At 66.9% G+C, this 13,812-nt stretch carries 12 protein-coding genes and 1 pseudogene; 4 read left to right on the top strand and 9 right to left on the bottom strand.

The annotated features are described in order from the left end of the window. Positions 1 to 7: 7 nt before the first annotated feature. Positions 8 to 1,291, top strand: a complete 1,284-nt coding sequence (locus tag A4249_RS02190; protein ID WP_066550603.1) for an outer membrane beta-barrel protein — start codon at positions 8 to 10, stop codon at positions 1,289 to 1,291. Positions 1,292 to 1,372: 81 nt separating this feature from the next. Further along, positions 1,373 to 3,565 carry a GumC family protein gene (locus A4249_RS02185; protein ID WP_066550600.1) on the top strand — a complete coding sequence of 731 codons (2,193 nt, stop codon included), beginning with the start codon at positions 1,373 to 1,375 and terminating at the stop codon, positions 3,563 to 3,565. Between the two features lie 32 nt (positions 3,566 to 3,597). Here the strand turns inward: A4249_RS02185 and A4249_RS02180 are convergent, their stop codons facing one another. From A4249_RS02180 to A4249_RS02165, 4 genes are read right to left on the bottom strand one after another with little or no spacing between them, the layout of a single operon-like run. Then, positions 3,598 to 3,909: a hypothetical protein gene (locus A4249_RS02180; protein WP_066550597.1), complete on the bottom strand. Its 312-nt coding sequence runs from the start codon at positions 3,907 to 3,909 to the stop codon at positions 3,598 to 3,600. Then, on the bottom strand, positions 3,906 to 6,452 hold the full coding sequence (locus tag A4249_RS02175; protein WP_066550595.1) for a cbb3-type cytochrome c oxidase subunit I: 2,547 nt from the start codon (positions 6,450 to 6,452) through the stop codon (positions 3,906 to 3,908). The genes A4249_RS02180 and A4249_RS02175 overlap by 4 nt, the downstream gene beginning before the upstream one ends. Continuing rightward, positions 6,449 to 7,426, bottom strand: a complete 978-nt coding sequence (gene coxB / locus A4249_RS02170; RefSeq protein ID WP_066550594.1) for a cytochrome c oxidase subunit II — start codon at positions 7,424 to 7,426, stop codon at positions 6,449 to 6,451. Before coxB ends, A4249_RS02175 begins: the two co-directional genes overlap by 4 nt. Then, positions 7,416 to 7,814, bottom strand: coding sequence for a c-type cytochrome (locus tag A4249_RS02165; protein ID WP_082465125.1), 399 nt, complete (start codon positions 7,812 to 7,814; stop codon positions 7,416 to 7,418). The genes coxB and A4249_RS02165 overlap by 11 nt, the downstream gene beginning before the upstream one ends. Positions 7,815 to 8,040: 226 nt before the next feature. On the opposite strand from A4249_RS02165, the pseudogene A4249_RS16870 reads away from it, so the two are divergent. Beyond that, positions 8,041 to 8,505: pseudogene (locus A4249_RS16870) on the top strand (c-type cytochrome); the annotation flags it as partial. A gap of 7 nt (positions 8,506 to 8,512) precedes the next feature. On the opposite strand, the gene A4249_RS16865 reads toward A4249_RS16870, so the two are convergent. From A4249_RS16865 to A4249_RS02145, 4 genes are all read right to left on the bottom strand, one after another. Next, a complete protein-coding gene (locus tag A4249_RS16865) occupies positions 8,513 to 9,232 on the bottom strand; it encodes a cytochrome b (RefSeq protein ID WP_066550592.1) in 720 nt (239 codons plus the stop codon). Next, positions 9,229 to 9,870, bottom strand: coding sequence for a cytochrome c oxidase assembly protein (locus A4249_RS02155; RefSeq protein WP_231868752.1), 642 nt, complete (start codon positions 9,868 to 9,870; stop codon positions 9,229 to 9,231). The genes A4249_RS16865 and A4249_RS02155 overlap by 4 nt, the downstream gene beginning before the upstream one ends. 175 nt (positions 9,871 to 10,045) lie before the next feature. Beyond that, positions 10,046 to 11,008, bottom strand: a complete 963-nt coding sequence (locus tag A4249_RS02150) for a LysR substrate-binding domain-containing protein (RefSeq protein WP_066550587.1) — start codon at positions 11,006 to 11,008, stop codon at positions 10,046 to 10,048. Between the two features lie 103 nt (positions 11,009 to 11,111). Continuing rightward, positions 11,112 to 12,301 (bottom strand): IS3 family transposase gene (locus tag A4249_RS02145; protein WP_156494614.1). Its coding sequence is split into 2 segments (ribosomal slippage): positions 11,112 to 12,043 and positions 12,043 to 12,301, totalling 1,191 coding nucleotides; the frame shifts between segments, so codons are not numbered across the junction. 74 nt (positions 12,302 to 12,375) lie between these two features. On the opposite strand from A4249_RS02145, the gene A4249_RS02135 reads away from it, so the two are divergent. Further along, positions 12,376 to 13,539, top strand: a complete 1,164-nt coding sequence (locus A4249_RS02135) for an MFS transporter (RefSeq protein WP_066550582.1) — start codon at positions 12,376 to 12,378, stop codon at positions 13,537 to 13,539. A gap of 12 nt (positions 13,540 to 13,551) precedes the next feature. Here A4249_RS02135 and A4249_RS02130 read toward each other — a convergent pair whose 3' ends face one another. Continuing rightward, entirely contained in the window at positions 13,552 to 13,812 is a 261-nt protein-coding gene (locus A4249_RS02130) for a hypothetical protein (protein ID WP_137722168.1), read from the bottom strand.

The following is a 13,812-nucleotide window of genomic DNA, read 5'->3' as shown; positions in this document are numbered from 1 at the left end:
GGGGCCGATGCGACGCGAAATCCTGTCGGCCGGCTTCGTCCTGATGCTGTTCGGCGCAACCCACGCCTCCGCCCAGGCTTTGCGCTCGGCTCAGGACGCGCAAATCGACCTCTTCGTTCGCAACCGTGCGGTCGCCGTACGCGACCGCCCGCAACCCGCCTACGACCCGCTCGGCATCCGGGCCGGCGGCTTCACGGCCTTTCCCCAGCTTCAGTCGGGCGTCGTCCATGACGACAATATCTTTGCGGCCGAGGGCGACCGTCAGCCTGCAACGACTTTTCGCCTGACACCCGAGTTTGTCGTCCGATCCAACTGGTCGCGCCATGCGTTTGAAACCCACGCCCGCGCCGAGATCAACCGCAACCTCGACTTCGACAGCGAGAACACGACCGACTGGAGCCTGGGCGGCGCCGGCCGTCTCGACATCGTTCGAGGCGTCGATATCACCTTGGCCGCCGACTACGCCCACGATCACGAAGCGCGCATCGCCGCCGGGGCCGATCCCGTCGCTCGCCGACCCATCGCCTTCGATCTGGTCTCCGCCTCGCTGGCGGCGACACGCACACGGGGTCGATTGCGCCTGTCCGCCAAGGCCGCCGTCCTTCGCTACGACTACCGCGATGGATTGAGCGCTGCCGGCGCCGTCATCGAACATGACGACCGGGATCGCACCGCCGCCCGCCTGACCGGCCGCGCCGACTACGCCCTCTCACCCGCCACGGCCCTCTTCTTTCAGGTCGCCCGCGATGACCGCGACTATCGAAACGTGAGAGGGTCGCCGGAACGATCTTCTTCCGGCCACGAAGCCTTGGCTGGCATGGACTTTGAGCTAGGTGCCCTGATCCGGGGCGAGGTCGCCGTCGGATACATCCGCCAGGATTTCCAGAACGCAGCCTACGGCGATCTCGACGACTTTGGCGGTCGTGCGCGCCTGTCGTGGTTTCCGACGCAATTGACGACCCTGACCGCCGCCGCCGGGCGCAGCGTCGAGGACACCGGCGTGATCGGCTCGGCCGGCGCCCTGCGCACCGACGTGTCGATCAGCATGGATCACGAACTGCTGCGCAACCTGATCCTGACGGCGGAAACGGCGTGGAGCGAAGACGACTACACCGGCCTCGACCGCACCGACACCCGCTTCGCCGCCGGCTTCAGCGCCCTCTATCGCCTCGACCGTCGCTACGGCCTCACCGCCGGTCTGACGTATCTCGACCAATCCTCGTCCGGAGCGGCTGCGGGACCCACATATCGCTCGACGCGCCTGTCCATCGCGGTTGTCTCACAGTTCTGATCGCACGGCCACAGCGCGAAGATTGACAACCTGAAGGTATCATCGCACCACTGGACGGGACGATCACCGTTCGATGGCGCGATGACCCACCACGACACCGCGATCGGCGGTCCCGGCCAGCCGGCGGACGACGCCATCGACCTCCGTGCCCTGATCGCCGCCTTCCGGCGTCGTCTCGGCCTGTTTATCGCTGTCGCAGCAGCCGTCTGCCTGATCGTGCTGGCGCTGATGCTGGGCCAGCCTCCCGTCTATACTGCGACCGCCAGCCTCCAGATCAATACGCGCAAGGAACAGGTCGTTGCGGGACAGGCCGTGCTGTCGGCGCTCGACGCCGAGGCGGCCATCGTCGACACCGAGGTCGAAGTTCTGAAGTCACCCCAGCTTGCCGCCCAAGTCGTGCAGACGCTGGATCTAATTCGCGATCCTGAGTTCAACGCTCGCCTGCGATCCTCGCCCCTTACCCGGCGTCTGCCGCGAGCCACGCCTGCGGCTGCCGACCCTCAGATCGAGCGGCAACAGGTGATCGACGCCGTCCGGCGACGCCTGACCGTGCGCCGCGTCGGCCTGACCTATTCGATGGCGGTCAGCGTCACCTCCGAAAGTCCGATCAAGGCGGCCCGCATCGCCAACGCCTTCGCCGACGCCTATCTCCAGTCTCAACTGACCGCCAAATTCGACGCTAACGCCCAGGCCAACACCTTCCTGGGCACCCGGCTGGAAGATCTGCGCCGCCAGGTCGAGGCCGCCGACGCGGCCGTCTCAGCCTACCGGATAGAAAACGGCCTGCTCAGCGCCCAAGGTGCCACCCTGACCGAGCAGGAGATCTCGGCGTACAACCAGCAACTCGCCTTGGCCCGCGCGCAGCAGGCCGAGCAGGACGCCCGCCTGCGCACCGCCCGCGCCCAGATGGCGGCCGGCTCCAACGGCGACGATGTGGGCGAGGCCCTCTCGTCTCCCGTCGTCCAGAACCTGCGGGCCCAGCGCGCGGCGATCAGCACGCGCGTCGCGGACCTGTCGGTCCGTTATGGCCCGCTGCACCCCGACATGATCCGCGCCCGTCAGGAGTTGGCCGACATCGACGCCCAGATCCAGGCCGAGATCCGCCGTGTCGTCTCCAACCTGGACGCCCAGGCCCAGGTCGCCCGCCAACGCGCCGCCTCGGTGCAGTCCAGCCTGGACGCCGCGCGCGGCGCCCTGGCCGACAACAATGCCGCCTCGGTGCGCCTGCGCGAACTGGAAGGCGAGGCCGAAGCCGCCCGCGCCGTCTACCGCGCCTTCCTGGATCGTTATCGCGAGACCAGCGCCCAAACCGGGGTCGAACAGGCGGACGCCCGCATCGTCTCGCGCGCCACGCCTCCGACCGCGCAAAGCGCACCGAACCTGATGATCACCCTCGCGCTGGGACTGGTGCTCGGCGCGGCGGGGGGAACCGGGGCCGTCATCATTGCCAACGCCTTGCAGACAGGCCTCAGCGGCCCCGATGACATCGAGCGCAGGCTGGGCGTCGGCGCCGTCGGCGCCATTCCCCTCGCCTCCTCCGTGGCGACGGCGGAGGATCAGACGTTGCACCCGATCGACCTCGTCGTCCAACGACCGCTGTCGGTCTTCGCCGAGGCCTTCCGGGCGCTGCGCACGTCGATCATCCCCATCGTCAGCGTCGTGGGCGAACCGTCCGCGCGCATCGTCGCCGTCACCTCCGCCCTGCCTGGCGAAGGCAAGACCACTACAGCCGTCTGTCTGGCCCGCGTCGCCGCGCGCTCCGGCGTACGCGTGCTGTTGATCGACGGCGACCCGCGTCGGCGCGGCGTGACGCGAATGCTGGGCCTGAACCCCGACCACGGCCTGGCCGAGGTCCTTCACGGCGCGGCGGCCTGGCGAAACGTCTCGGTGCTGGACCCGGCCTCCGGCGCGCAGGTCTTGCCCCTGTCGGGATCAGGCCTGTCGGCCGACGACCTGTTCGGCGCCCCGCCGATGACCACCCTGCTCGACGAACTGCGTCAGGCCTTCGACCTGATCGTCATCGACACCGCGCCCGTTCTGGTCCTCGCCGACGCCCGTATCCTAGCGGCCAAGGCCGACACCGTCGTCCTGCTCGCCCGCTGGCGAAAGACGCCCGCGCGCGCCGTCGCCGCTGCGATCCGCATCCTCAGCCAATCCGGTGTTCGCCTTTCCGGCGTCACCCTGAGCCAAGTCGATGTCCGGGCGGAGGCCGGCCTAGGTTATGGCCAAGCCGACTACGACTACCGGGCCTACAGAAAATACTATGCAGCCTGATTGTCGGTAGAGATCAGGCCGCAAAATCAGCCTCACATCTTACCATCGACGACAAGCACCAGAGTTTGAAACACAACTCCGATTGCACCCAGCAAACTCCCGGCGATCGCGAGGCGCAAGCCGAAGGACCGTGTCGCTTCCGGCTTTGCACGCAGGGCAATCAGACATTTCCACCATAGGGCGCCAATGCTTGCCAGACAGAGGGCGCTGAAAGTCAGCCCGAAAATGTTCCAGGCGCCGGCGTCGCCACGCGCCACGTCGGCGGCGCTGGACAGCAGATACAGCCCCAGAAAATGGGCGGCCCAAATCAGGAGCCCCCCCAGCATCAGCAGCCAGAACCTCATGCGCCGACGCCCGGGAACAGGCGGATCAGAAGGGTCGTCGCCGCGCCCTGAACCGCTGTGAAGGCCACGAACAGGGCGACCACTTCAAAGGTCGCCGGATAACGGGACGACACCAAGCCGCAAAGCCAGCGCAGCAGGACGAACGGTCCCATCAACAACGAAATGCCGACGAAGGTCCCCTGCCAGGCCAACAGCGCATAGACGGTCGCGCCCTGGCTGGAGGCGTCGGGGCGCAGGCCCGAGTTCCACCAGGCCGAGGCCTCAGACGCAAAGGCGCCGCCCGCCGCCACGGTGGCGACCAGCATCAGCACAGAGGCGATGGCGGCGCTGCGCGGCCGGTCCAGCTTCAGCGCGCCTTGCGACGCCCAGGCGCCGAGTCCGGCGGCCGCCAGCAGACCCAGGGTCAAAGGCAGCGAGCCGATCTCGGGCGGCGCCTGCCACAGGTCCGGCCGGCGGCTCCACAGGAAGACGTAGGAGAAGCAAGCCATGATCGCGACCATGCCCGACACGGTCAGGGTGATGACCATCGCCCACCACCCATGACTGCTGGGGCCGGACACATAGGTCGGCAGTCGCACGCCGCCGCCGACATCCACCGCCGCTGGACCGCCGGGCCGATCCAGTCCCCAGCACCATTTGAGGATGCAGTAGACGGCCAGCACGCCGCTGACCAAGGAGGCGACGTAGGCCTGGATCGTCAAAATCAAAAAGAAGCCGGCGGTGAAGATCGCGCCCCAGACATACCAGCTGGACGGCCGGGGCATCCGCTGGAGATATTGAGGCTCGGCGTTGATCGGACTTGTGATCATGGTTTCTCGCTCTCCGCGCGGGGCGCCGGGCAGGAAGTAGCGGCCGGCCTCGACATCGCGCGCCAGGTTCGGCTGGTCCCACACCGGATACAGGCTCTTGATCACCGGGACGGACCGCAGCGAGTATCGACCGGCGGGCAGCCACTCCAGCCCCGGCCCGCCAAAGACATTGCCCGCGTCCTTCTCTCCGAAGGGCCGGAAGTTGCGGATCATGTCGATCATCCACAGCACCACTGCCAGGCCGAACATGAAGGAGCCGACGGTCGAGATCATATTGGGCAGGTCCCAGCCCCGATCCGGCAGATAGGTATAGACCCGGCGCGGCATGCCCATCAGCCCGGTCAGGTGCATGGGCATGAAGGTGACGTTGTGACCGACGAACATCAGCCAGAAGATCCACTTGCCCCAACGCTCGCTGAGCGGCCGGCTGCTGGACATCGGCGTCCAGTAGTAGATGGCGGCGAACAGCGGGAAGACCATCCCGCCGATCAGGACGTAATGCAGGTGGGCGACGATGAAATAGCTGTCGTGGGCCTGCCAGTCGAACGGCACCATGGCGACCATCACCCCGGTCAGCCCGCCCATGACGAAGATCACCAGCCCCCCGACCGCGAACAGGCCGGGCGTGTTGAACCGCATCTTGCCCGCCGCCAGTGTGGCGATCCAGGCGAAGACCTGCACCCCCGCCGGCACGCTGACGGCCATGGAGGCGGCGCTGAAATAGTTGATCGAGATCTGCGGCATGCCCGTGGTGAACATGTGGTGCGCCCAGACGCCGAAGCTGATGAAGCCGGTCGCCAGCATGGCCAGAACCACCAGCCGATAGCCGACCAGCTTGGTCTGGGCGACGGCCGGGATCAGGGTCGACATCGCCCCCGCCGCCGGCAGGAAGATGATGTAGACCTCGGGGTGGCCGAAGAACCAGAACAGGTGTTGCCATAGCATGGGGTCGCCGCCCTTGGCCGCATCGAAGAAGGGCCAGCCCAGGGCGCGTTCCAGCTCCAGCAGCAGGGTCGACAAAATGATCGACGGGAAGGCGATGATGATCATGCAGGCGAAGATCAGCATGGCCCAGGCGAAGATCGGCAGCTTGTCCAGCGTCATGCCCGGCGCGCGCGTCTTCAGCACCCCGACGATGATCTCGATGGCGCCGGCGATGGCCGAAATCTCGATGAAGCCGATGCCCAGGAGCCAGAAGTCGGCGTTGATGCCCGGCGAGTAAGTCGTCGACGTCAGCGGTGGATACATGAACCAGCCGCCATTCGGCGCCAGACCGAAGAACAGCGAAGCGAAGAAGCATAGCCCCCCGACCAGATAGGCCCAGAAGGCGTAGGCGCTCAGCCTCGGGAACGGCAGATCGCGCGCGCCCAGCATCTGCGGCAGCAATAGCACGCCCAGCGCCTCGACCGCGGGCACCGCAAACAGGAACATCATCACCGTGCCGTGCATGGTGAAGATCTGGTTGTAGGTTTCCTGCGCCAGGAAGCCCGTCATCGGCAGGGCCAGCTGCGTGCGCATCAACAGGGCCAGCACGCCTGCCAGCACGAAGAACAGCATGGCCGCGCCGACGTAATAGACGCCGATGTAGTTGTTGTTGATCGCCGTGATCCACTCCCACGGCCGCCGCGGGCCGCACCAGACCTCGTCGAGCTGCTCCAGCTCGCCCTCGGGCCGGGCTTCGGTGGTGGGGAAGCGTTTGTAGAGTTCGGGATCGAACCCGGTTTCCGAACTCATTTCAGGCTTTCCAGATAGGCGGCGACGGCGCGCACGTCCTGGCCCGACAGGACCGCATAGGACGGCATCCGGTTGCCGGGCTTCAGGCTCTGGCTGTCCGAAATCCAGCCGGCCATCGTCCCGTGATTGTTCGGCAGGATGCCGGCGCCCAGCGTCTGGCGCGAGCCGACGTGGGTCAGGTCCGGTCCCGCCAGACCGTTCGCCTCGGTCCCGCGAATGGTGTGACAGGCGGCGCAGCCCGAGGCGGCGAAGACTTTGCGCCCTTGGTCGATCAAGGCAAGCGGCCCCTGGGCCGAGGGCACGACGGCGGCCGGCCGCGACTGACGCGCCAACCAGGCGGCATAGTCGTCCGGCGCATGGGCCACGACCACCAGCCCCATCAAGGCGTGAGGACCGCCGCAGTATTCGGCGCATTGGCCGCCGTAGGTCCCAGGCGCATCGGCTTGCAGGCGCATGAAGTTGCGGCGGCCGGGGATCATGTCGGTCTTTCCGCCCAGGCGCGGCACCCAGAAGCTGTGGATCACGTCCGCGCTTTCCAGCTCGAACACGACAGGCTGGCCGGCCGGAATGTGGACCTCGTTGGCGTCCTGGACGATTTCTCGCCCCTGACCATCCAGATAGGCGACGCGCCACCACCACATTTCGCCGGTGACGCGCACCCGCATTTCGCCGGGCTTGGGCGCATCGGCCACCCGCGCCGTGGTGGTCAGCCCATAGACCAGCAGCCCTGTTAGAACGACCACCGGGAAGACCAGTCCCGCAATCCAGATCAGGCGTTCGCCGCCGACCCGCCGCTTCCATTTGCGCGGCCCGAACAGGGCGATGCCGAGCGCCACGGCCACCACAACCATGACCACCGCCGCCATGATGAACAGCACCCAGGCGACGGTCTGGATCGGTCCGGCGAAGGGTCCGGCCGGATCCAGCACGGGTGGCGGCCAGCCGGCGATTCCGGGAGGGGCGTCAGTCTTCATCGAGCGTGTACAGATAGGCCGCGACGTCGCGGGCTTGGTCTTGCGTCAGGGGCATGGGCGGCATGGCGGTTCCGGGGTCCATCGACGGCGCGTCGATCAGCCAGCGGATCAGGACATCGGGCTGGTTCGGCAAGCGTCCGGCGATCAGGGGGCGCGCGCCGAACCCCGCTAGGTTCGAGCCGGACCGGCCCTCGGGCCAGGCGACGCCGGGTATCCGGTGACAGGCGGCGCAACCGACTTCCTTGATCACCGCCAGTCCGGCGGCCGCATCGGCCTGAACCACCGGCCGGGGCAGGTCGGACTTGTCCACGCAGGCGCACAGGGCGAGCGCCAGCGCGCAGGCCGCCGCCCTTCGTCCCATCGCCTCGCCCGTCGTCCGAAAACCCATCCGCCCCCCAAAGCTTCGCCAGAGCAATCCCCTTGTCGGACGGAGGTTCCCGACTGCGACATGGAGCCTCGGCGCATCGCCATAAGGAACCTTCGCCATAAGCAGGTGTTGCACCGCCGTGCGCGCCTCCCTTTCCGTCCTTGTGCTGCTGACCGGCCTCGCCGCCTGCGACCCCACGCCGGGCCAGACGGATCGCACCTTCACGGCGAACGGTCAGGTCATCGCCATGAGCGGCGGCGCCGGCGGGGCGGCCAACGCCTGCTTCACCTGTCACGGCCTGGACGGCGGCGGGGACGGGGTCGCCGCCCCGCGCCTGGCGGGTTTGGACGCCGGCTATCTGCAGAAACAGTTGGAAGACTATGCATCGGGCCTTCGTCCCGACGACGCCATGACCCGCATCGCCAAGGCCTTGGACCAGCAGGGCCGACGCGAGGTCGCCGCCTACTACGCCGCCCTGCCCGCGCCGCCGACGCAAACGCCCGCGTCGATGGCGCCTGCGCCCGACATCTATCTGAACGGCGACCCTTCGCGCGGCATCGTCGCCTGCGCCTCATGTCACGGCGACCGGGGTCAAGGCTCGGGCCAAGGCGGCAACCCGCAGATCGCGGGTCAGCCCGCCGCCTACACGCTGGAACAGATCGACCGCTGGAAAGCAGGCAAACGCCGCAACGACCCGCGCGGCGTGATGGCCGCCGCCGTCAAATCGCTTTCGGACCCAGAAGCCCGCGCCATAGCGTTCTGGCTGTCGACGCAACCCGCTTCTCCAGCGCGCGCCAGCGCCGCTGCCACCGGGTCCGCTTCGGTCGAAGCTGCGGCACGACCGGCAGCATCGCGTGAAACACGTCGTCCCTATCGATCAGATGGTGCTTGAGCGCCGCGCCGGCGTGGATCGGGATCATCAGCAGTAGGGTGATGACCAGTCCCCAGTGCATCCATTCCGCCGCCGCCTCGATCGCCCATAGCTGGGTGTTCGACAGATCTTGCAGCGGCAGCAGCGGCCATTTGATGAAGCCCAACGTCTCCAGCTGACGCGTCCGATCCGTCGCCGAAACCATGGCCCAGCCCGACAGCGGCAGGCCGAACAGGCAGATGTAGAAGACATAGTGGGTCACATGGGCGGCCATGCTCTCCCAACCCGGCTTGTCCGCATCATTGATCAGGTCGGGCGCCAGCAGTCGCCATGACAGTCGGCCGATCACCAGGATCAGCATCAGCACGCCGATCGCAAAATGCAGGTCGTAGGCGGCCATCATGGCCCCGCCCACCGGCTGCCGCCCCATCCACCAGCCCCAGCCGAGTTGGAAGATCACCAGCACCGCCATCACCCAATGAAAGCCGATGCCGACTGGCGAATAGCGGCCCTCGTCATGGTGACCCGCCGCCCATTCCAGCAGCTGCCTGAACAGTCTTTCGATCATGCCGGATGCGCCTCGGCGTCAGGGCCGATCATCCGCCCCAGCCGCCACAGGGCGGCGAACAGATACAGCGCCGCCGCCGGCGCCCACATGATCAGCCCGGCCGCCTGCTGATCCTCCAGCGGCGTCAGGCCCCAGGCCAGGGTCGAATAGGCATGGGGCGCATAAACCGCCTGCCCCGCAAAGGTCAGCACCGCACCAAGCAGCCCCATCGCCAGCATGGCCGCCAACAGGGCGATCACCGCCGCCGGTGCAGACGCCGACCGCACCGCGCACCAGAACCAGACGGCGCTCGCCAGCAGACTGATCTGCATCACCCAATAGACCGCATCGTTCGACAGGGCGGCGCCATAGACGTCAGGCGCGTGCCAGGCCCAGAACACCACCGCCTGCACCGTCGTCGCCAGGATCAGCGACCCATATCGTCTCATAGGCAGGGCCGCCGCCAGCAAGGGCGCGGCGACGCCGACCAACAGCACATGATGCACCGTCCGCGCCGAGAACAGCGCCGAACTGAGGGCGCACAGCGGGGAGACAAATCCAACGGCCAATACCGCGACGGCCGCCAGGCCATAGCCGCGCCGCCGCCCTTCCAACCGCCACAGGACCACGCCCGCAGCTGCAACGAGGACGGCCAGCAAGATCGGATCAAGATTCCAGCGCCACTCGCCGAAAGCCGGCGCGGGTCCGCAATACGGCGTCCAACTCAAATCTGCACCCTCGCCCCTTGCCGGATCTCCTGATCCCCGTGAAAGGGAAAAGCCAAGCCAGCTGTGACGGTTCCGCAGGGTTCATTTCTACGACGAATTGCCGCGATCACCCCGTTCCAGCACTAGGGGCGACTTCGGCCGTGTCTGTTGCAACCGTCCGTGGCCGCAACTGATCGACCAAGAAGTCGACGAACACCCGGATGCGAGCGGGCACGCTCGCGCCGCCGACAAAGACGGCATGGATGGGCTCACGATCACCAGGATTGAAATCTTCAAGCAGCGGCACGAGCTCACCCTTCGCGATCGCGGCGGCGACGCTGAAGTTGCCCACACGCGTTACGCCGACGCCGGCCAGCGCAAGCTGCGTCAGGCTCTCGCCATTGTTTGCTTCCCCGGGGCCGCGAACCGTGAGCGCATAGTCACGACCGTCCCGTCGGAAAGGCCACACGGGCTCCAACCTTCGGAAGTTGAAGTTCAGACAGTCATGTTGGTGCAGGTCCTCCGGCACGCGCGGCACGCCGCGACGCGCGAGATAGGTCGGCGACGCCACGATCGTTCGCCCCGTCTCACCCAGCCGTCGCGCCGTCAGCGGACTGTCCAGCAACGGCCCGAAACGAATGGCGACATCGGCCTGCCCAGCCGCGACATCCACGACAGTATCCGTCAGATTGATGTCGACGAGGATTTGCGGGTAGCGCGCCACGAACGCGCCGATCAGCGGCACGACCACCTGCCGACCGTGCGCCAGGGATGCGCTAACCCTTAGGCGTCCCTGCGGCGCGCCCTGATCCGAAATGGACTGTTCAGCCTCATCCAGGTCGGCGACAATTCTCCTTGCGGCGCTGAGATAGGCCTGGCCTTCGGCCGTCAACGTCAATGCGCGGGTTGTCCTCAGAACGAGCCGCACACCCAGTCGCGCCTCGATCCGATCGATCGTTCGGCTTACGGCCGATGGCGTCAGCCCATGAACCCGACCTGCGGCTGAAAAGCTGCCGGCCGCAGCCACAGCCGCGAACACCTCCATATCGCGGGCGCGATCTGCGCCCGCTGACGGCGCCTTTGCGTGCATTTCAAAAATCCTTCGCTTTCGGAAGGCCTAACCGCTGGGTACGACCGCGTCCATCTGTGCGCAAGTCTTATTGGTCTGCGGATTTTGACGTGACCCCCGTTTCTCATCCAGCCATAACGAGAGTCCTTTGGTGATCTGAGCTGTGATCGGCTGGGTTGGCAAGAGGCCGGTCTGCGCAGCCATCAACCAGCGCAGCAGGCCGGCCGATGTGTCCGGTGAGCGCTTCTGCATAAGCCTGCGGCGTCAGCCACCCGAGCTTCGAGTGCGGACGCTGCTCGTTGTAATCGCGTCGCCACGCCTCCAGCACGGCGCGAGCGTGCGGCAGCGAGCGGAACAGCGTCTCGTTCAGCAGCTCGTCACGCAGCCGCCCGTTGAAGCTTTCGTTGAAGCCGTTCTGCTGGGGCTTGCCCGGCGCGATGTAGTGCCAGCCGACGCCGGTGTCGTCGGCCCAGGCCAGGACCGCGTTCGAGGTGTACTCCGTGCCGTTGTCGCTGACGATGGTGTCGGGCCGCCCTCGCTGCCGGATGACGGCGTCCAACTCCCGCACGACCCGCGCGCCCGACAGCGAGGTGTCGGCCACCAGCGCCAGGCACTCGCGCGTACAGTTATCGATCACCGTCAGGATGCGGAAGCGCCGCCCGTCCGTCAGCTGGTCTGCGACGAAGTCCAGCGACCAGCGCTGGTTGGGCGCCAGCGGCAGGTCCAGCGGTCGCCGCGTGCCCATCGCTCGCTTCCGGCCGCCCCGCCGGCGCACCGTCAGTTGCTCGTCGCGATAGATCCGCTGGACCCGTTTCCTGTTGACCGCATGGCCCTCGCGCCGCAGCAGCACGTGCAGGCGGCGATAGCCGAACCGGCGACGCTCCTGGGCCAGGGCCTTCAGCCGGTCGCGCAGGGCGCCGTCGTTCGGGCGCGTCGCCTGATAGCGCACGCTCGTCCGATCAACACCCAGCACACGGCACGCCCGCCGTTCGCTCATCTCGTAGGCGGCCTGCAGATGGCCAGCCGCCTCGCGATAGCCGGCGGGCGTCACCACTTTTTTCCCAGCAGCTCCTTCAGCGCCACGTTGTCCAGCATCGCGTCCGCCAGCATCCGCTTCAGCCGGGCATTCTCATCCTCGAGCGCCTTCAGCCGCCGAGCCTCCGACACATCGAGCCCGCCGAACTTGGCCTTCCATTTGTAAAAGGTCGCCGAACTGACCCCGTGCCGCCGGCACACCTCCGCCGTCGTCACACCGGCCTCCTGCTCCCGCAGGATCTCGATGATCTGCTCTTCCGTGAACCTCGATCGCTTCATTCTGTCCGTCCTTCGTTGGGCGGACTCTAGCTATTCCTGGAGGAGTTTCAGGGGGTCACGTCAATTTCCACCCTATGAAACTCAACCCTCCCCTGCTGGCGCTTGCCGCCGGTGCGTTCGGTATCGGCGTGACCGAGTTCGCCCCCATGGGGCTGTTGCCCGTCATCGCAACCGATCTGGGCGTCTCTATTCCATCGGCCGGTCTGCTGATCAGCGCCTACGCTCTGGGCGTCGTCCTGGGCGCGCCCTTGATGACCCTGGCCACAGGCCGCGTTCCTCGCCGCACCCTGCTTATCGGGCTCGCCGGCATCTTCACGATTGGCAATGCGCTGTCTGCGCTCGCTGACAACTACGCCCTGCTGATAATCGCGCGGATCATCACGTCGCTGAACCATGGCGCCTTCTTTGGGGTCGGCGCTATTGTCGCGGCCGGGCTCGTGCCGCCAGACCGCAAGGCCGGGGCGGTGGCTGCCATGTTCATGGGCTTGACCATCGCCAATGTCATGGGCGTGCCTCTGGCCACCTGGGCTGGGGAAACCTTGGGATGGCGGGCCAGCTTCTGGGGCATTGCGATGATCGGCGTCATGGTGATGGCGGCCCTCGCCCTAACGCTACCGAAAGCCGCCGCACCTGCCGCCGGCGACATGTTGGCTGAACTGCGCGTGCTTGGCCGCAGACGCGTCCTTTCGGCCTTGGCCCTGACCGTTGTCGGCTCCAGCGCCATGTTCACCGTCTTCACCTACATCACGCCGATCCTGCGCGAACAGACCGGTGCGTCGCTGGGTTTCGTCACCGCGATGCTCGTTGTCTATGGGCTGGGGCTGACCGTCGGCAACTGGGTCGGAGGCAAGTTTGCTGATCGTTCCGTCGATCGCACGCTGATCGTCACCCTCGCCGGCCTGTCGCTCGTCCTGCTGACCTTCGCCGTGGCCATGCCTTTGGCCAGCGTAAGCGCCGTTCTCATCTTCCTGTGGGGCATCGCCAGCTTTGCGCTCGTGCCGCCGCTTCAGGTTCGCGTGATGGATGCAGCGCGTGAGGCCCCGAACCTGGCTTCGGCCGTCAACATCGGCGCCTTCAATCTCGGCAACGCCATCGGGGCCGCTCTGGGCGGCGCCGTCATCGCCGGCGGCCTCGGCTATCCGGCCGTTGCTCTGGCCGGCGCCGGCGCGTCCGCCCTTGGTCTGCTGATGATCGTGCTGATGTCACGCCGACCGGTCGTAGTGGTCGCAGCCGAATAGGGACCCCGTCCGCTAGCCATTGTCGTTTCCGGCGCTTTGGCAGCGGTGTTCCAGCGATAGTCGGCGGACGTCGGCGGCGTTCTGAAAGACGGCGCGGCTGATGAAGGCGCCCATGTCGCGCCAGGCGTTGGATATGGTCTGGAAGGTCTGTTCGTCGGTCTGGCTGGCGGCCAGGGCTTCGTTCCAGCGCGACGTCAGCGCGTTGATCTCGTCGAGCATCAACAGCCGCCCGCAGGCCAAGGTCATCCGGTAGCTTGCGCTTCCTTGGCTCAT

It is taken from the genome of Brevundimonas sp. GW460-12-10-14-LB2 (genome assembly GCF_001636925.1).
GTDB classification, from domain to species: domain Bacteria; phylum Pseudomonadota; class Alphaproteobacteria; order Caulobacterales; family Caulobacteraceae; genus Brevundimonas; species Brevundimonas vesicularis.
The sequence above is the reverse complement of the archived record's forward strand: the minus strand, read 5'-3'. Positions and strand labels throughout refer to the sequence as shown.